Origin of the sequence: Kribbella sp. NPDC058245 (assembly GCF_042882005.1) — a bacterium.
Lineage (GTDB): Bacteria > Actinomycetota > Actinomycetes > Propionibacteriales > Kribbellaceae > Kribbella.
Map to the genome: position 1 here is coordinate 208,781 of NZ_JBHVWY010000006.1, position 18,575 is coordinate 227,355.

Here is an 18,575-nt window from a genome sequence, read left to right on the forward strand (position 1 = left end):
GTGACCGGGAACGGTCTGCGACGAGCCCTTGACCCGGGGTCAGCAAGATAGGGAAGATCACCCCGGACGCGGGCTGACAACCTTGTCATCGGGGCCGCGTAAAACCTCCGGCACGGCAGCTCAGGCTGGCGCGCCGGTCCGGCCGTGCAAGGAGCGTGGATGAATCTCCGCCGCCCGTTAGGGGTCGTCGCGTCGCTCGGGTTAGTTGTGACAATGTCACCTGCTATGACGTCAGCGCATGCCGTCCCACCGAGCACTTCGGCCAGTCACAACGAGCCCGTGGTGAGCGGGGCCTCGTTCTTCACGTCCTTCGAGTCCGGGCAGCCGCAGCCGGGATACACCGACACCGCCGAGCGGGCGGACGGGGTCCAGGGCCCGACGCCGACCGGCGTCGGCGGCAGCGAGATGGACAAGGTCACCAAGGTCACCGCGAGCGGTGAGAACACCGGCGGCGGCGAGATCGCCTCCAACGCCGCCGACGGGGACAAGTTCACCAAGTGGCTGGTCTTCACCAAGACCGGCTGGCTGAACTACGAGACCTCGGCCCCGGTCGTGATCCGGAAATACGCGCTGACCTCGGCCAACGACGCCGACGGTCGCGACCCGCAGAACTGGACCGTCCAGGGCTCGAACAACGGCACCGACTGGACCGTGCTCGACACCCAGACCGGTCAGAGCTTCGAGAACCGGTTCCAGACCAAGGAATACAGTTTCGCGAACGAGACGGCGTACAAGTTCTTCAAGTTCGACGTCACGCTCAACCACGGCGAGGACATCGTCCAGCTCGCCGACTGGTACCTGTCGAACGGCGCCCCGCTGCCGCCTCCGGGTCCGGTCGCCGAGTCGCGCCTGGACTCGGGCCCGACGAGCGCCTACAACGCCCGCGCCCGGGTCGGCTTCACCGGCGTCAAGTCGTTCCGGTACGCCGGGCACCAGACCGCTACCGGCCGGGGCTACACCTGGAACAAGATCTCGGACGTCGATCTGAAGGTCGGCCGGGACACCCGGCTGTCGTACAAGATCTTCCCCGAGTTCATCGACGGTGACCTCAGCTACCCGAGCACGTACGCCGCGATGGACCTGCTGTTCTCGGACGGGACGTACCTGAGCGACCTGAAGGCGAAGGACAACCACGGCTTCGGGCTCAGCCCGCGTGGCCAGGGTGACTCCAAGGCGCTGTCCACGAACCAGTGGGACAACATCGAGGCCGACCTCGGCAAGGTCGCGGCAGGCAAGACCATCAAGCGGATCCTGATCGGCTACGACAAGCCGAGCGGCCCCGCCGACTTCCGCGGCTGGGTGGACGACATCCGGATCGCGGCCGCGATCAACCCAGACTCCGCAGCTGCCCGTACGGCGGCCTCGCACCCGTCCGATCTGGCGCTGACCACGCGTGGCACCAACGCGACCGGCGGGTTCTCGCGGGGCAACAACTTCCCGGCGACCGCCGTACCGCACGGTTTCAACTTCTGGACCCCGGTCACGAACGCCGGCTCCCGCTCCTGGCTGTACGACTACGCCAAGGCGAACGACGCCGAGAACCGGCCGTCACTGCAGGCGCTCTCGATCAGCCACGAGCCCAGCCCGTGGATGGGTGACCGGCAGACCTTCCAGGTGATGCCGTCGACCGCGGCCACCCCGACCGCGAACCGGGCCGACCGGGCGTGGACGTTCAGCCACGACAACGAGGTCGCCCGGCCGTACTACTACGGCGTCGAGTTCGACAACGGGAACGCCGCGGAGATTGCGCCGACCGACCATGCGGCGATGCTGCGGTTCAGCTTCCCGAAGGGCGGCGCGTCGCTGGTCTTCGACAACGTGACCAACGAGGGCGGCCTGACGCTCGACCCGGAGACGGGTGTCGTCACCGGCTTCAGCGACGTGAAGAGCGGGCTGTCGACCGGCGCCGGCCGGCTGTTCGTGTACGGCGTCGTCGACCAGAAGGTCGTTGCCTCCGGCAAGCTGTCGAACGGCGGCGGTGCGAACGTCGGCGGCTACTTCGGCTTCGACCCCAAGGTCACCCAGGTGCAGCTGCGGCTGGCGACCTCGCTGATCAGTACCGAACAGGCTCGCAAGAGCCTTGAAATGGAGCTGCCGGCCGGGTCGAAGTTCGCCCACGTCAAGGACGCGGCCCAGAACCTGTGGGACGCCAAGCTGCGCACGATCGAGGTCGAGGGTGCCACCGCGGACCAGCTGACCACGCTGTACTCGAACCTGTACCGCCTGTTCCTCTACCCGAACAACGGCTCGGAGAACACCGGCACCAAGTCCAAGCCGGTCATCACCTACGCCTCACCGACCTCGCCGAAGGTCGGCGCGGACACTCCGACCACGACCGGCTCGAAGATCGTGGCCGGTCAGACCTTTGTGAACAACGGATTCTGGGACACCTACCGCACGGTGTGGCCGGCGTACTCGCTGTTCGCACAGGACGAGGCGGCCGACCTGGTCAACGGGTTCGTCCAGCAGTACAAGGACGGCGGCTGGATCTCCCGCTGGTCCTCGCCGGGCTACGCCAACCTGATGGTCGGTACGTCGTCCGACGTGGCCTTCGCCGACGCCTACCTGAAGGGGATCAAGGGCATCGACGTCCAGGCCATGTACGACGCCGCGGTGAAGAACGCGACCGTCGTACCGCCGACGGAGAACGTCGGCCGCAAGGGCATGGACCTGTCGACGTTCAACGGCTACACGGCCAACACCACCGGTGAGGGCTACAGCTGGTCGATGGACGGCTACATCAACGACTTCGGTATCGCGAACATGTCGAAGTCCTTGTACGACAAGGCGAAGAAGAGCGACCCGCGCAAGCAGGAGTACCTGGACAACTACAAGTACTTCCTGAACCGGGCCCGCAACTACGTCACGCTGTTCGACCCGACGCTGGGCTTCTTCCAGGGCAAGGCTCCGGACGGGGTCTGGGGCACGTCGCCGGCGCAGTTCGACCCGCGCGACTGGGGCAACGACTACACCGAGACCAACGCGTGGAACATGGCGTTCTCCGCACCGCAGGACGGCGCCGGCATCGCAGCCCTGTACGGCGGCCGCGACGGGCTGGCCAAGAAGCTCGACGAGTTCTTCTCGACGCCGGAGGACGCGCTGCACACCGGCGGATACGGCGGCACGATCCACGAGATGCTCGAGGCTCGCGACGTCCGGATGGGTCAGTACGGTCACAGCAACCAGCCGTCGCACCATCTGACCTACATGTACGACTTCGCCGGTCAGCCGTGGAAGACGCAGGCCCTCGTCCGCGAGGCCGTGTCGCGGCTCTACCTGGGCTCGGAGATCGGCCAGGGGTACCCGGGTGACGAGGACAACGGTGAGATGTCCGCCTGGTACCTGTTCAGCGCGCTCGGCTTCTACCCGCTGCAGGTGGGATCGCCGACGTACGCGATCGGTTCGCCGCTGTTCAAGAAGGCGACCGTCCGGCTGCCGGGCGGTAAGAAGCTGGTGGTCAGCGCACCGAACAACAGCACGAAGAACGTCTACGTGAAGAGCGTCCGGATCAACGGCAAGAAGTGGACGTCGACGAACCTGCCGCACGCCCTGATCGCGGGCGGCGGCCAGATCGAGTTCGAGATGACGGACAAGCCGTCGAACTGGGGTACCGGCCGCAACGACGCCCCGCCGTCGATCACCACCCCCGGCCAGGACCCGAGCACCTGGCGGGACTCCACCTCGGACGAGGGTGCGGTTGTCACCGGCTCGGCGGATGTGACCGCGCTGACCGACAACAACGCCAAGACCCAGGTCACCCTTACCGGTGACAAGCCCACCGTGACGGTCGCCCTTCAGCAGGGTCGCCCGGTCGGCATGTACACGCTGACCAACGGCACCACCGGTACGGCGCCGTCCGGCTGGACGCTCGAGGGATCGAACGACGGGACCACGTGGAACACCGTCGACAAACGGACCGGGGTCACCTGGCCGTGGACGTCGTACACGCGGTCCTTCAGTGTCGCGTCGCCGAAGGCCTACACGCAGTACCGGCTGGTGCTGACGCCCGCCGGGACCGACGGAGTGACGCTGGCCGAGTTCGAACTGCTCGGCACGCTGAAGGGGATCGAGACCGGCACGCATCCGAGTGACCAGCGGATCGCGGAGACCCGGCCGAGCCCGACCCCGTCACAGCCGATCGACCGCAACTACGGCTGATCCCGAACGTCAGCAGGGTTGAACAGACCTCGGGCGGCGACCGGAATCCGGTCGCCGCCCGTTGTGGTCCACCCGGCGGAGCCTGCCCCTGAGAGGTTCCGCCGGAAAGTGAGGAGGGGTGGCGGTCCCCGCCCGGACTGCCACCCCTTCACCCCTATCGACGGCCGAGATCGGCGAGGGGTTGCCTTTCAGTTCAAAGAGTCCACATGGCGGACAAAGTCACCCGGCCCAGCGGCCGGTGAAGTAGGCGGCCGCCCAGATCGCGGCCAGTGGGATCGCCACCGAAAGGTAGAGCCGCCCGAGCCAGCGGTGCCGGTGTACGGCGACGGCCAGGCCGATCCACAGCGGCCACCACAGCAGGGTGGCCCGGGTCAGCGAGTAGACCCAGTACGACGTACAGAAGGCGCCGACCGTGGCTGCGATCCAGGCGGCCTCACCCCACGAACGGCGCCAGAGCAGCCAGCCGAGCACGATCAGACCGACCACCAGCGCGACGAGCTCGGCCCGGAACATCCAGGTCCAGTCGCTGCGGTCCCCGGAGAAATAGCCGGTCGACGCGGCGTCGAAGGTGTGCGAGAGCGCGGTCCACGGCCAGGTGAACTCCCGCTGCCACCCCTTCTCCTGCGCCTGCTGCCAGGCGAACCACGAGCCGTAGACCTCCTTCAGGTAGGCCATGAAGCCGAGCACCGGTACGGCGGGCAGCAGCAGCCACGGAGCCGACGGCCAGTCGCGCTTCTTCGACGTGAGGAACTCGACCACCAGTGCGAAGGCCAGGAAGATCCCGGAGACCCGGACCGTCGCGGCCAGCGCGACGAAGACGGCGGCCCGGGCCCAGCGGCCCTGCCGCGCGGCCAGCCACGCGGGGAAGGCGAAGGCGCAGAACAGCGACTCGGTGTACCCGGCCGCGAGGAAGACGCCGACCGGAGCACCGAACCAGACCACGGCCGCATTCGGCCCGAGGCCCTTCAGCTCCGGGAACTCGTACTGCGCGAGCCGGGCCAGGTAGACGCCGGCGATCGCACTGGCCACCGCCGAGACGAAGATGCCGGCACCGAAGTACCCGATGCCGGACCACTGGACGATGTGGACCAGGAGCGGGAACCCGGGGAAGAACGCCGCGAGTGGCGCCTGTGACGGCTCACCGTGGGTGTAGCCGTACTCCGCGAGTGCCTTCAGGTGCCAGACGTCCCACTGCACCCAGGCGCGCCAGACGTTCGGGTAGTCGCTCCCGCGGTTGAAGAGCAGTGGCGCCGAGACGGACAGCACGAACAGCCCCACCCGGGTGACAAGCCACCACCCGAGGACCTCCCGCGTCATCGCCGCCGGCAACCACCGGCGCAGCCCGACCCCGTCCACCCTGGCCCGCCGCGCACGCCCCGGGCGCGCCTCAACGGCGGGCGGGGACGGTTCCGGGGGCGGGGCGGCTGGGCTACTGACCACCGCCGCCGGGCTTCTCCGACGCACCCGGGTCGCTACCCGGTGGGGTGATGGTCGGCCAGCCCGGGGTCTTGGTCGGCTTCGTCGGCTTCGTCGGACCGCTCGGCGTGTTCGTCGGCGTACTGGTCGGAGTGCTGGTCGGCGTCGGCGTGGTCGTCGGGCCGCTCGGCGTGTTGGTCGGCGTACTGCTCGGGGTGCTCGTCGGCGTCTTCGTCGGCACGGGGTCCTTGAGGCCGTCGTCGTCCTGCGGCTCGACGAACTCCGTGGGGTCCTGCGCCGCGAGGGCCGGCTTCATATAGGCGAGCCAGGTCTGCAGCGGCCAGTTGCCACCGAAGAACGCCTCATCCTTCGAATACGGGTCGAGATCGCCCTCACCCGTCTTGCCCGCCCGATAGAGCACTGAGGTCGAGAGCTGCGGCGTGTACCCGGTCCACCACGAGGTCAGGGTGTCGGTGCCTGCTTTACAGCCGTCGCATTTCTTGTCCGCCGCGCGGTGCTCAACGGCGACACCACCAGCGGTACCGGTCTTACCGGCCACCGGGCGGTCGAGCGCCTGGGCGCCCTCACCGGTGCCCTTGTCGACGACGTTCTGCAGGATGTTGTTGACCGTCCGGGCGATCTCCGGATCGAAGGCATCGTTCTTCTTCAGACTGCTGTCCGAGAAGACCACCTTGCCGTTGTGGTCGGTGATGGTCTTGATCGTGTGCAGCTCGACCTGCTTGCCCTCGGCGGCGAAGGTGGCGTAGGCGTTCGCCATGTCGACCGGTGAGGCGTACGGGTCCGGGCCGAGCACGGTCGACGGGTTGTTGCGGCCGTTCTCGAGCGCCGTCGTCTTGGGGATGCCGGCCGCCTCGGCTGCGTTCACCAGCTTGGCCGGGCCGTCGTCGCCCAGCTGGTTGTCGATCAGGTCGTAGAAGGCGGTGTTGATCGACTCCTGGGTCGCGTACTTCAGGTTGACCGGGCCGTAGTCGTGGTTGAACTCGTTGTTGAGTTCCTGCCCCTGGATCCGGATCGGGCTGTCACCCTGCAAGTCCTCGGTCAGATCCCAGTTGTCCTTCAGCGCCGCGGCGACCGCGAACGGCTTGAACGACGATCCGGGCCGGGCCTTGGACGTTGCCCAGTTCAACTGGCTCTTCAGGAAGTCCGGACCGCCGTACATCGCCACCAACTGTCCGGTGCCGGGCCGCACCGACGCCATCCCGATGTGCAGGTTGTCCTTCTTCTTCGGCACCTTGGTCTCGGCGGCCGCGACCATCTTCAACTGCAGGTCCTTGTCGAAGGTGGTGACGACCTTGAATCCGCCACCGGTGATGTCGTTCTCGGAGTACCCGCGGCGCTGCAGTTCCTTCTTCACCATGTCGAGCAGGAAGCCGGACGGACCCTTGTACTTGTTGTTCTTCTTCGGCTTGTTCATCTTCGGCAAGGCCTTGGCGTACTGCGTCTCCTGGGCCTCGGTGATCGTGCCGCTCAGCTTCATCCCGTCGAGGACGTAGCGGTAGCGCTCGATGATCCGCTGGTGGTTCGACTTCTTGTCGATGTCGAACAGCGTCGGGTTGTTCAGGACCGTGGCCAGGAACGCGGCCTGCTGGACCGTCAGCTTGGCCGGATCGGGCTCCTGGAAGTACGCCTGTCCCGCGGCCGAGATGCCGTAGGCACCTTCACCGAAGTAGATCGTGTTGAGGTAACCCTCGAGGGTCTTGCTCTTGTCCTGCTGGCGGCTGAGCTTCGTGGCGATGAACAGTTCCTTGAACTTCCGGGTCGCCGTCCGGTTCTGGTTCAGGTACATGATCTTCACGTACTGCTGGGTGATCGTCGACCCACCCTGCAACTGCTCACCGCGGGCGATGTTGAACGCGGCGCGGGCCATGCCCTGCGGGGAGATGCCGGGGTTGGTCCAGAACGTCCGGTCCTCGGCTGCCAGTACGGCGTCCTGGACCCGCTTCGGGATCTGCCTCAACGGAACCGAGGTCCGGTTCTGCTCGTAGAACGTGCCCATCGTGACGCCGTTGCTCCAGGTCACCGTGCTGGTGTTGGCCTGGAACTCCTTGTTGACGTCCGGGATCTCGGTCTGCTGGTAGATGATGAAGAACGCTGCGGTACCGGCGATGATGCCGAGGAACCCCAGAGCGAGGAGCCAGCCCAGCACCCGGAGCGCCCAGTGTCGCTTGTGCCGGCGCGGCGGAGCGGCCTTTCTACGAGCTTCACTCACAGTGCAATCCTCGACGATCTCGCGGAAGTCATTGCCCCACAGACTACGGCGGGTGTGGTAACGGGCCCGAATCCGCTCCGGAGGGTACCAACTCCGGGGTTCGGGGGCGAACTGGTCCACAGCTGTCTGGACCGGATCTTTACACCGCGGCGGGAATCGGTTTCCGTGGCAGCATGCGAGCGCGTCCGGTACGGCGGCTGATCGCCGCGATCGTGTCCCTTTCGGTACTCCTGACCGCGTCGGCGTACGCCGAGCGGCCCGCTCGGGCGGGTTTCGCGAACCCGGTGACGGCGGGGTACTCGGCCGACTTCCCGGATCCGGCGCTGATCAAGGGGCGCGACGGCTGGTGGTACGCGTACTCGACCGGCGGTCCCTACGCGAAGGACGGGCACGACGGAGACGGGTACAAGATCGCCCGCTCCCGTGACCTAACACACTGGGAGAAGGTTGGCTCGGTCTTCAACGACACCAACCGGCCCACCTGGGCAGACCCGACCAGCGGCTTCTGGGCGCCCGATATCCGGTACGTCGATGGTCGGTATGTCCTCTATTTCACCGTGCACAACACGACCACCACGCCGGACAACTGGGACTACGCCATCGGCGCCGCCACCGCACCGACACCCTCCGGACCCTGGACCGATTCCGGTGCACCCGTGGTCGCGCCCCGGCCCGCCGCCGACGGTGGATTCGAGTGGACCATCGATCCGGCCGAGTTCACCGACTCCGACGGCACGCGTTACCTGTACTGGGGCAGCTACAACGGCGGCATCCACGCCGTCCGCCTCACCCCCGACGGCCTCCGAACCGTAGGAGCAGTGACCAACGTCGCCCGCGACCGCTTCGAAGGCCCGTACGTCGTCAAACACGACGGCTATTACTACTTGTTCGGCTCCTCCGCGAACTGCTGCGCCGGCCCCACCACCGGCTACGCCGTCTTCGCCGGCCGCTCCCGCAGTCCCCTCGGCCCCTTCACCGACCGCGAAGGCAACAACCTCAACGCCTCCCGCACAGGCGGCACCCCCGTCCTGGCCGCCAACGGCAACCGCTGGGTAGGAACCGGCCACTCCGCGGTCGTGACGGACCTCAGCGGCCAGCAATGGTTCGCCTACCACGCCGTAGACCGCACCGACCCCTACGTCACGAACTCCAACGGCTGGCTCCTCCGCCCCATGCTCCTAGACCGCCTCGACTGGATCGACGGCTGGCCCACAGTCAACGCCGGCACCGGCCCCACCGAGTCCAGCAAGACGTCACCAGCCACCACCTCAGCGCCGAGCGCTCCCTCCGCCAACCTGCGGCTCGAGGCCGACGTACAGCCAGCGCGGGCTGCCCAGGGCGTGTCGGCTCGGGACGGGCGGGTGCGGGCTGTCGTGGACCACGGGTTCCTTCGCCTTACTACTGACCGAGGCACGCGCAGTGTGCGTGTTCCGCTCGATGTGCCTGGGACGATCTCGCTGGAGCTTCGAGGCGATCGGGCAACTGCTGAGTTCAGCGAGGACCGGTTGGGCGACCCGCTCGCCACGCTCACGCTCCCCACGCGTGCTCGCGGCCAACGCGCCGTACCGATTGGGGATGCGGGCAACTTCTCCGTCGCACCGCTCTACACGCCTGCCACTCGACCGGCTCCGACACCAGGGGTCGGCCGCGTAGATCCGGCGTACTCGGATGACTTCACGCACGGCCTGAACCCTGGGTGGACGTGGCGCAACACCAGTCCCGACACGACTGTTGCCGACGGCAGTCTGCGGTGGCCGACCGAGACGAACGACCTGACCGACAACGCGACCGCCAGCAAGGCCGCACTGCTCCTCCGCGACCAGCCAGCAGGCAACTTCGTCGTAGAGACCAAGCTGCACCTCGACGTCGGCACCGACACCATCCGCAACTACCAGCAGGCCGGTCTGCTCGTGTACGTCGACGACGAGAACTGGATGCGCCTCGACCACGTCGCCGGTGGCACCGGACGCTTCGTGGAGTTCGGCAAGCGCATGCGGTTCCAGCCGATCGGTGCACCGTCCAACGTCACCTTCGGCGGCGCGATGATCGGCGCACCCGCTGCGACGACCTGGCTCCGGCTCGCGCATGACGTCGTACCGGCGACTGGTGAGCACCGCTACCGCGCGGCCTCCAGCACCGACGGCAAACACTGGGTCTGGGGCGCCGCCTGGACTCTGCCCGCCAACTCCACCCCACGCATCGGACTGGTCTCCCAGGGCTCGTCGGCAGCGACAGAAGCCCAGTACGGCAAGGCGACTGCGCAGTTCGACTACTTCCGCGTCACCCGGTGATGTGCGGCGCCAGGAAGGTCACAGCAATCAGTGCAGCGGGGAAGCACGCCAGGAACATCGTGAACGTGTACCCCATGATGTCGCGCGCCTTCAGTCCCAGAATCGCCAGCGTGGGCAGCATCCAGAACGGCTGCAGCAGATTCGCACTCGCCTCACCGAGGTCGTACACGATGACCATCCACCCAGCGTCCACGTTGAGCGCATTGGCCGCCTGCAACACATACGGCGCCTCGATCACCCACTTGCTGCCACCACTCGGCACAAAGATGCCCAGGATGCACGAGTAGATCGCCACCAGCGGTGCAAACAGGAACTGGCTACTCGCCTGCACCAACCAGCCCGCCAACCGCGCCGAGATGCCGGTATAGGCGATCATGCCGAAGATCCCGCCGTACAAGGGAAACTGCAGCAGTACGCCGGCCGCCGCTGGCGCGCCGTCCCGCACCGCCCGGGCCATCCGCCACGGACGCCAGTGCAGCAGCAGAGCGAGCAGAAACAGGATCAGGTTGACGGTGTTGAGGTCCAGCGCACTGAAGAAGCTCTTGCCGTCGAAGTACCGCACCAGATACATCGCCCCGAGCAGCACCACCAGCAGACTGAACAGCGGTGAGTGCTCGAGCCAGTCACCCGGCCGACGCTTCTCACTCGCTTCTCTTTGACCGTTGTACGCCGATCCGCGCCCGATGAGCGGTTTGAGCTCGATCCCCAACTGCTCCGCCGTCCGCGAACTCCCCTCGCCCGGTGCGATGAACCACGCCATCACCACACCAACGACGTACACAATGAGCGTCGCAACCAACGCCTGCCAGGTGAAGATCGTGTCGCTCAACGGGATCAGCCCCGACGCCCGACCACCGGCCTTGATGACCTCCTGCACTGGCGCCGGGCTGCTGCTCGCGCTCGCGACCTGTAGCGCAGCCGAGCCCGACAGCCCCTGCGCCCACACCGTCCCCAGCCCCAGGAACGCCATCGCCCCCAGCGCTCGGTAATCCGCCTTCGGCACGTTCCGCGCCACCTCACGCGCCAGGATGGCGGCGAAGATCAGGCTGAAAGCCCAGTTCAGGTACGACGCCAGCATCGCGACCGCCGCCACGAACGCGACCGCACTCCGTGGGTTCTTCGGGATCCGCGCCAACCGCGTGATCAATCGGGCGATCGGGCCGCTGGTAGCGACGGCGTACCCGCCGATGATGATCATCGCCATCTGCAGCGTGAACGTGATCAGGCTCCAGAACCCGATGCCCCAGGCATCGACCAGCCCGAAGCCCTTGGTCGCCGCCGGATCGTCCGGCCGTTTCAGCAGCGGCTCGCCGGTGACGAGCCCGAACAACAGCACCACGAACGTGCCGACCAGCACGAACCCGAATGCGTCCGGCAACCACTTCTCGGTGAACGCGGTGAACCGCAGCGCCACCCGCGCCAGTCGGCTCTCGTCCTCGAGCTCGTGCTCGTGCTTCGCGTGCTTTCCATGCTCGGTCATGACGCTGTGCTCCTGGCTCACGACTGGGTGTCAACCGATTAACGCAGATCGGCGCCTGACGTAACAGCTTCCGTGGGGCGCGCCGCACCGCGGAGGTGACAAAGCCGACCTTTGTCATGAGTTGTCCACAGCTCGGACCTCTGCTTACAGTGGCGACACGATGTATCGAACCGATACATCAGGTTCTGACAAACTGGATCGAGGAGGTGGGTCATGGGAAACCGCAGCGGGGTCCTTGAGCTCGCCGTACTCGGTCTGCTGCACGAAGCGCCGATGCACGGTTACGAGCTCCGCAAGCGCGTCAACGCCCAGTTCGGCTGGGGACGCGTGCTGTCGTTCGGATCGCTCTACCCGGGTTTGAAGGCGATGCTCCGCAACGGCCTGATCACCGCCGACCCCGGTACGCCGGAGTCCGGGCGCAGGCCGAAGATCGTCTACACGATCACGGCCGACGGCAAGGACCACTTCGCGCAGGCCATGCACGATGCGGGTCCGTCGGCCTGGGAGGACGACACGTTCGGCGTCCGCTTCTCGTTCTTCGGCCGGACCGATCCGGCCACCCGGCTGCGCATCCTCGAGGGCCGGCGCGCCCGGATGGAGGAGCGGCTGGCGAACTTCCGGGCCGCGATGAGCCGGACCGCGGAGCGGGTCGACGCCTACACCCTCGAGCTGCAACGGCACGGCCTGGAGTCGGCCGAGCGCGAGGTCCGCTGGCTGAACGAGCTGATCGACGGCGAGCGGCGGCAACAACCCTCCCAATTTCCCCCACCGCCTGACCAAGGAGATTCCAGATGACCTCGATCCGGGTAGCGATCGTCGGCGTCGGCAACTGCGCCAGCTCGCTCGTCCAGGGCGTGCACTACTACCGTGACGCCAAGCCGGAGGAGCGCGTCCCCGGTCTGATGCACGTCCAGTTCGGTGACTACCACGTCCGCGACGTCGAGTTCGTCGCCGCGTTCGACGTCGACGGCAAGAAGGTCGGCCTGGACCTCGCCGACGCGATCGGCGCCAGCGAGAACAACACGATCAAGATCTGCGACGTGCCGCCGAGCGGCATCACCGTGCAGCGCGGTCACACCCTGGACGGTCTCGGCAAGTACTACCGCGAGACCATCACCGAGTCCGACGCGGCCCCGGTCGACGTCGTCGCGGCCCTCCGTGAGGCGCAGGTCGACGTACTGGTCTGCTACCTCCCGGTCGGTTCCGAGCAGGCGGCCAAGTTCTACGCCCAGTGCGCCATCGACGCGAACGTCGCGTTCGTCAACGCGCTGCCCGTCTTCATCGCCGGCACCAAGGAGTGGGCGGACAAGTTCACCGCCGCGGGTGTCCCGATCGTCGGCGACGACATCAAGTCGCAGATCGGCGCCACCATCACGCACCGCGTGCTGGCCAAGCTGTTCGAGGACCGCGGCGTCACCGTCGACCGGACCTACCAGCTGAACGTCGGCGGCAACATGGACTTCAAGAACATGCTGGAGCGCGACCGGCTGGAGTCCAAGAAGATCAGCAAGACCCAGTCCGTCACCTCGCAGCTGGTCAACGACATCGACCCGCGGAACGTGCACATCGGCCCGTCGGACTACGTGGCCTGGCTGGACGACCGCAAGTGGGCCTTCATCCGGCTCGAGGGCCGCAACTTCGGCGACGTCCCGCTGTCGCTGGAGTACAAGCTCGAGGTCTGGGACTCGCCGAACTCGGCCGGCATCATCATCGACGCGATCCGCGCGGTGAAGATCGCCAAGGACCGCGGCATCGGCGGCCCGATCCTGTCCGCGTCGTCGTACTTCATGAAGTCGCCGCCGGAGCAGTACGCCGACGACGTCTGCCGCGACCTGGTGGAGAAGTTCATCCGCGGTGAGGTCGAGCGCTAGATTTGAACGATGCGGCTTCACGTGGGGTGTGCTCAATGGACACACCCCGCGTGGCCGCAACCCTCCCGCGACAAGCTCGCTTCCTACGCCTCATGGGTGAACGCGGTCGAGGGCAACACCACCTTCTACGCAACGCCCTCCCGTTCCTCGGTCGAGAACTGGGCCGCGCAGACACCACCTGACTTCCGCTTCGTCGTGAAGCTGCCGCAGACCATCACGCACGAACGCCGGCTCAGCAACATCGCCACCGAGTTCCACGCCTTCGCCGCCGCGGTCGAGCCACTCGGCTCCCGCAACCACGCGCTGTGGATCCAGCTCCCGGCATCGTTCGCCCCTACCGATCTCGGCACGCTCGCTGCCTTCCTGCGCGGCGCACCCCGCGAACACCGGTACGCCGTTGAGGTCCGTCACCGCGCGTTCTTCGACGACCCCCGCACCGCGCACCAACTGGAAGACATCCTGGTCCGCGCCGGAGCCGAGTGGGTCCCCTTCGACACCGGCACCCTCTTCGGCCGCCGCCCCACCAGCCTCGCCGAACGCGACGCCTGGATGAAGAAACCCCGCGTCGCCCGCCGCGCCACCGCCCTCACCGCGTTCCCGATCGTCCGCTACATCGGCCGCGACTCAGTCGACGAAACCGTCGAAGGCTGGTCCTACCTCACCGACCTCGTCCACACGTGGTTAGTGGAGGGCCGCTCTCCCACAATCTTCCTCCACACCCCCGACAACGCCGAGGCCCTCAACCTGGCCCGCCTCTTCCACACCACCCTCCGCAACCGACTCCCCGCCCTACCTCCCCTCCCCGAGCCCATCTCCCCAGAACCCCCCACCCTCTTCTAACAGTGCGCGTCCGATGGCTATCCCCAAGCCCGGCCAGTCAGTGCGTCCGGACGGCCGTCAACCAACCCGCGGCCGCGCTGACGTCCGACGGATCCGAAGGCCCGGTACGGCGTCTTCTCGGCCGTGACCGGGAATCCTCCCCAAACCGGTTCGGGGAGCATGCGCCGCGTCCGGCGTCCGGCGTCCGGCGTCCGGCGTCCGGCGTCCGGCGTCCGGCGTCCGGGGAGGATAGTCGACCGATTCGGGGGGCGAATCCTCCCCAGATCGCCTTCCGGGCGGGGCAAACTCTCCCCAAACCGGTTGAGGCAGACATCACGCGACAACCTCCCCAGCCGGCAGCCACACTCCACAAACCCCGCCCAACCAGCCTCACCACAGTCAACGTCCGAAGAACCGGAGACGGGCTCTCCGAACGTTCGGACGTTAGCGCCGGACCGTGGCTAACGTCCGAACAGCCGCAGTACGACGTCGGCGTGTTTTCGGACGCTGTGAATCGCCCGAAACGGCGTTCGAAGTCCTGTAGCGCGTGGTCGGCTGGAGACGGGCTCTGCGAACGTTCGGACGTTAGCGCCGGGGGTGGTGACAGCTGTCACGACCCGCTAACCAGCCGGACTTGGGGTTGCCCCGTCCCGTGGTGCGTTGGCCAGCGGATCCGGATGGCCGGCACACCCGCAAGAACCGTGCCTTTGTGGAAGGAAATGTGCACCGGCTGGCAATTTGTTTCCACACAGCGGGCGTGGTCGGGAGCGGACGGGGCGGTTATCCACAGGTGGGAAGTTTGGTGTTGGGGAGGGGGTGAATCTCCGTATGTTCTCCGCCGAGATCCGAACTCGGAGGAGAAACCATGGAGCACGTCGAGACAACCCAGAGCACTGGCCGGCCACGGAGCAGTGCAGCCGAGCACAGAGCGCGCGCGGAGCGGCTGGTTGCCGAGCTGCGACAGATGGCCGATGCGACCGCGAGCCCGGTCGAGCGAGCCAATCTGCATCGGTCGGCGGACTCGCTGATCCGGCTCGCCACGGCGTACCGGCCGTGAGTGACCCCAAACCGGCTTCGCTCGAGGAGCTTCTGCTGCGCAGTGGGCAGGCTGCGCTCGACCTATCGGGGGCGCAGCAGAGCGCTTGGAACGGTCAGGTCGTCGAGTCGGTCGACGACGTGCTGGGGCTCGCGCACTGGGACGGGACACTGCACCTCGACCGCGAGTACATCCTCGATCCACTCCGGGAGATATACGCCCTGGCCGGCAAACGACATCCAACTCCACAACTCGCCCGGTACCGCGAGGCGTTCGCCACGATCCTGCACGAACACTCGCACTTCCTCGGCCCCGCCGGCGCGACCCAGGAGGCGGCCCGCGCCGCCTTCGTCCGCCCCGGCAGTCGCCAACTGGAGGAAGGCGTCGCCGAAGCCTGGGCACAGGACCACCTCAACGAGTACCTGCACCACCTGGGCGTCGACAAGGTTGCCCCTGGCATCGATTCCTTCCGCACCAACGGCCATTACGCGCCGTACGTCGCCGCCGTCCGAATGCTCTGCACCGACCTGGAGTCCCGAGCCGACCTGAAACCCGGCACGGTCCTCACCGCGCTCAACAACCAGACCGCCGAGCGCCAGGTCGAGCTGCTCGCCGTCCTCTACTACAACTCCAGCCGCCTCCCCGACCTGGAACCGTCCGGCCCCCAGACCCGCCTCCACCTCGAATCCCTCCTCCGCGATTCCCTCCCCACCCTCGACGCCCACCTCCTCCTCCCCCACCCCCAAGCAACCGTCCGAGCCCAAACAACAACCCAAGCCTTCCTCTCCCACCTCCACTCCGAAATCACCCGAGCCGAGTCCCACTACACCCATCGCCAGATCCCCCACCCCACCCAAGCCGCCTTCGCCGGCCTACCCACCCCAAGACCCACCCCGGCTGCCCGGGGGACGCTCACGACGGTCGGGGCTGTTCGGGGTTCTCGAGCAGGGGGCGGTGGTGGTGTCGGATTGGGGTAGGCGGGTTCGTCGTAGGGATGAGGGTCCAAGACACCGTGATGTGCGACGGTGTGGAATCTCAGAGCGATGTACCGACCGTCATGACGTCTCAAGGAGCTGAGTTCAGGTGCGATATCTGGTTTCCGTGATCGATGACAAGGACACCCCCGGCAGCATCGACCGGCAGCCTGCGATCAGCGAGTTCAACGAGCGCCTGATCGCGGACGGCTACTGGGTCTTCGCCGGCGGTCTCGCCGACACCACCGCCGCCACCGTCATCGACAACCGCGGCGATGCGGCGATCGTCAGCGACGGGCCCTTCGTCGAGTCCAAGGAGTACCTCGCCGGCGTCTGGGTCTGGGAGGTCCCCACTCCGGAGCTGGCCCAGGACCTCGCCACCCAAGCCTCGAACATCTGCGACCGCAAGATCGAACTCCGCCCGTTCCAGTAGGTGGCGGTCGCGGGCCGGCCTATGACCGGTGGTGGGACCGGTGCTCAATGGAGCCGTGGGTCGGCCAGCAGGACCACACCGTCGGCGACGGGGTCGAAGCCGAGTACTGGCTGGTCCCGGCCCCAGCCGGCCTCGTCACCCATGAGCACCGGCTTGGCCAGCCGACGGCCGAGCGTGCAGAGGAGGGCGCACAGGATGTCGACCCCCTGCTGCCCCTGGAGCTCGCGCAGGTCGACGTCGAAGTTGACGTCCGCGGACTGCATCGGTCGGAAGATCACTCGCACACCCGGGACCGGATCGACGTGTAGGTCAACAGTCTCCGCATCGGCGGGCCGTGAGAGTACCTCCGCGGCGGTCGGCAGGGGCTCGGCTCTTCCCCCACTCGGTATGTCCAGGTCCATTCACTCGACTGCACGAGGTCGAAGACCGACTGCCAGTCCTCGACCGAGCTACCCGGTATCCACAGGTCCGGCAGAGCACCCATCAGCTCGGGGTCGAAGAAGTTCTCGACCTCCTCCCACCGCAGATGAATCATAGCGCACCCCCGCAGTCTCTGGACGAGTTCACGATCCGACCGGCCATCTCGTCACCGTAGCGAATGCCACGCAGACCGACCACGGAGTTCGCAGGGCACCGATTTCGATGCACCATTTCGGCGACCGGGTGGGCGGGTACGGTGGCCGGATGGATCTGGTGCGGGAGAGTGGCGGGCTGGCGGCTGGGTTGGTGGAGCTGCGGCGGGAGTTGCATCGGGATCCTGAGGTGGGGTTGGTGTTGCCGCGGACTCAGGCGAAGGTGCTGGACGCAGTGGCCGGGCTGCCGTTGGAGATCTCGACCGGGCGTGAGGTGACGTCGGTGGTTGGGGTGTTGCGGGGTGGGCGGCCGGGGCCCACGGTGTTGTTGCGCGGGGATATGGACGCGCTGCCGGTGGTCGAGGAGACCGGGCTGGCGTTCGCGGCGGAGAACGGGAACATGCATGCCTGCGGCCATGATCTGCACACGGCCGGGTTGGTGGGTGCCGCGCAGTTGCTGAGTGCGCATCGTGAGGAGCTGCAGGGGAACGTCGTGTTCATGTTCCAGCCGGGTGAGGAAGGGCTGGGTGGTGCGGGGTACATGCTGCGGGAGGGCTTGCTGCAGGCGAGTGGTGACAAGCCGATCGCCGCGTACGCCGTGCATGTGTGGTCGCTGGCGGCGAAGGGACTGTTCCAGACTCGGCCGGGGACGATGATGGCCGGTTCGAATCAGCTGCACATCACCGTGCACGGCCGAGGTGGGCACGGGTCGACGCCGCACACGACCGCGGATCCGGTGCCGGTGATCGCGGAGCTGGTGTCGGCGTTGCAGACGTATGTGACGCGGCGGGTGAATGTGTTCGACCCGGTGGTCATCACGGTCACGCAGTTGTCGGCGGGTGTCGCGATCAACGTGATCCCGAACTCGGCGAAGCTCGGCGCCACCGTCCGGACCCTCTCGAACGAGACCTTCGCGCAGCTGAGCCAGGAGCTGCCCGCACTCGCGGAGTCGATTGCCAAGGCGCACGGGTGCACGGTCGACGCGGCGCTCGACCTGCAGTACCCGGTGACCATCAACGACGCCGACCGCACCCAGCACGCACTCAGCGAGCTCACTACCCTCTTCGGCCCCGAGCACGTGGAGCCGATCGCCAACCCGTTGATGGGTGCCGAGGACTTCTCGATGGTGCTCCAGGAGGTGCCGGGCACGTTCATCATGCTCGGTGCGCGGCCAGACGACGTACCGGCCGGTGAGGCGCCGTCGAATCACTCGAGCATCGTCCGGTTCGACGATGGGGTGCTTCCGCTGCAAGCAGCCGCACTGGCTCAGCTGGCGGTCTCGCATCTGAGCTGAG

General features: G+C 67.1%; 14 protein-coding genes. 9 read left to right on the forward strand and 5 right to left on the reverse strand.

The genetic code is table 11. From position 1 onward, the window contains the following. Positions 1–282: 282 nt before the first annotated feature. Positions 283–4,158 (forward strand): GH92 family glycosyl hydrolase, encoded by a 3,876-nt coding sequence (locus ACFVWG_RS16050; protein ID WP_391544047.1) that lies wholly within the window; start codon positions 283–285, stop codon positions 4,156–4,158. Between the two features lie 219 nt (positions 4,159–4,377). Here ACFVWG_RS16050 and ACFVWG_RS16055 read toward each other — a convergent pair whose 3' ends face one another. Together ACFVWG_RS16055 and ACFVWG_RS16060 are read right to left on the reverse strand one after the other, a co-directional pair. Continuing rightward, entirely contained in the window at positions 4,378–5,475 is a 1,098-nt protein-coding gene (locus ACFVWG_RS16055) for a mannosyltransferase family protein (RefSeq protein WP_391544048.1), read from the reverse strand. A 112-nt stretch (positions 5,476–5,587) separates the two neighbouring features. After that, positions 5,588–7,804 carry a transglycosylase domain-containing protein gene (locus ACFVWG_RS16060; RefSeq protein ID WP_391544049.1) on the reverse strand — a complete coding sequence of 739 codons (2,217 nt, stop codon included), beginning with the start codon at positions 7,802–7,804 and terminating at the stop codon, positions 5,588–5,590. Positions 7,805–7,977: 173 nt separating this feature from the next. Between ACFVWG_RS16060 and ACFVWG_RS16065 the strand changes: the two genes are divergently transcribed. After that, positions 7,978–10,095, forward strand: coding sequence for a family 43 glycosylhydrolase (locus tag ACFVWG_RS16065; protein WP_391544050.1), 2,118 nt, complete (start codon positions 7,978–7,980; stop codon positions 10,093–10,095). On the opposite strand, the gene ACFVWG_RS16070 is transcribed toward ACFVWG_RS16065, so the two are convergent. After that, a complete protein-coding gene (locus ACFVWG_RS16070) occupies positions 10,085–11,575 on the reverse strand; it encodes a short-chain fatty acid transporter (protein WP_391544051.1) in 1,491 nt (496 codons plus the stop codon). The genes ACFVWG_RS16065 and ACFVWG_RS16070 overlap by 11 nt on opposite strands. Positions 11,576–11,788: 213 nt before the next feature. Between ACFVWG_RS16070 and ACFVWG_RS16075 the strand changes: the two genes are divergently transcribed. From ACFVWG_RS16075 to ACFVWG_RS16100, 6 genes are all read left to right on the forward strand, one after another. Then, positions 11,789–12,370, forward strand: coding sequence for a helix-turn-helix transcriptional regulator (locus ACFVWG_RS16075; RefSeq protein ID WP_391544052.1), 582 nt, complete (start codon positions 11,789–11,791; stop codon positions 12,368–12,370). Further along, positions 12,367–13,446: an inositol-3-phosphate synthase gene (locus tag ACFVWG_RS16080; protein ID WP_132415544.1), complete on the forward strand. Its 1,080-nt coding sequence runs from the start codon at positions 12,367–12,369 to the stop codon at positions 13,444–13,446. The genes ACFVWG_RS16075 and ACFVWG_RS16080 overlap by 4 nt, the downstream gene beginning before the upstream one ends. A gap of 9 nt (positions 13,447–13,455) precedes the next feature. Continuing rightward, positions 13,456–14,286: a DUF72 domain-containing protein gene (locus ACFVWG_RS16085; RefSeq protein ID WP_391544053.1), complete on the forward strand. Its 831-nt coding sequence runs from the start codon at positions 13,456–13,458 to the stop codon at positions 14,284–14,286. A gap of 844 nt (positions 14,287–15,130) precedes the next feature. Beyond that, positions 15,131–15,322 (forward strand): hypothetical protein, encoded by a 192-nt coding sequence (locus ACFVWG_RS16090; protein WP_391544054.1) that lies wholly within the window; start codon positions 15,131–15,133, stop codon positions 15,320–15,322. Then, complete coding sequence (locus ACFVWG_RS16095) at positions 15,319–16,278, forward strand: hypothetical protein (RefSeq protein ID WP_391544055.1); 960 nt, start codon at positions 15,319–15,321, stop codon at positions 16,276–16,278. The genes ACFVWG_RS16090 and ACFVWG_RS16095 overlap by 4 nt, the downstream gene beginning before the upstream one ends. A gap of 106 nt (positions 16,279–16,384) precedes the next feature. Continuing rightward, on the forward strand, positions 16,385–16,708 hold the full coding sequence (locus ACFVWG_RS16100) for a YciI family protein (RefSeq protein WP_391544056.1): 324 nt from the start codon (positions 16,385–16,387) through the stop codon (positions 16,706–16,708). Between the two features lie 44 nt (positions 16,709–16,752). On the opposite strand, the gene ACFVWG_RS16105 is transcribed toward ACFVWG_RS16100, so the two are convergent. Next, a complete protein-coding gene (locus ACFVWG_RS16105; protein ID WP_391544057.1) occupies positions 16,753–16,986 on the reverse strand; it encodes a hypothetical protein in 234 nt (77 codons plus the stop codon). Then, positions 16,983–17,243: a hypothetical protein gene (locus ACFVWG_RS16110; protein ID WP_391544058.1), complete on the reverse strand. Its 261-nt coding sequence runs from the start codon at positions 17,241–17,243 to the stop codon at positions 16,983–16,985. Before ACFVWG_RS16110 ends, ACFVWG_RS16105 begins: the two co-directional genes overlap by 4 nt. A 149-nt stretch (positions 17,244–17,392) precedes the next feature. Here ACFVWG_RS16110 and ACFVWG_RS16115 point away from each other — a divergent pair, with 149 nt between their 5' ends. Then, positions 17,393–18,574: a M20 family metallopeptidase gene (locus ACFVWG_RS16115; RefSeq protein ID WP_391544059.1), complete on the forward strand. Its 1,182-nt coding sequence runs from the start codon at positions 17,393–17,395 to the stop codon at positions 18,572–18,574. Position 18,575: the final 1 nt, after the last annotated feature.

Coding starts and splice junctions, on each gene's coding strand:
- ACFVWG_RS16055 (WP_391544048.1), bottom strand. CDS start 5,475: ATGACGCGGGAGGTCCTCGGGTGGTGGCTTGTCACCCGGGTGGGGCTG.
- ACFVWG_RS16065 (WP_391544050.1), top strand. CDS start 7,978: ATGCGAGCGCGTCCGGTACGGCGGCTGATCGCCGCGATCGTGTCCCTT.
- ACFVWG_RS16070 (WP_391544051.1), bottom strand. CDS start 11,575: ATGACCGAGCATGGAAAGCACGCGAAGCACGAGCACGAGCTCGAGGAC.
- ACFVWG_RS16075 (WP_391544052.1), top strand. CDS start 11,789: ATGGGAAACCGCAGCGGGGTCCTTGAGCTCGCCGTACTCGGTCTGCTG.
- ACFVWG_RS16080 (WP_132415544.1), top strand. CDS start 12,367: ATGACCTCGATCCGGGTAGCGATCGTCGGCGTCGGCAACTGCGCCAGC.
- ACFVWG_RS16085 (WP_391544053.1), top strand. CDS start 13,456: ATGCGGCTTCACGTGGGGTGTGCTCAATGGACACACCCCGCGTGGCCG.
- ACFVWG_RS16090 (WP_391544054.1), top strand. CDS start 15,131: ATGGAGCACGTCGAGACAACCCAGAGCACTGGCCGGCCACGGAGCAGT.
- ACFVWG_RS16110 (WP_391544058.1), bottom strand. CDS start 17,243: ATGATTCATCTGCGGTGGGAGGAGGTCGAGAACTTCTTCGACCCCGAG.
- ACFVWG_RS16115 (WP_391544059.1), top strand. CDS start 17,393: ATGGATCTGGTGCGGGAGAGTGGCGGGCTGGCGGCTGGGTTGGTGGAG.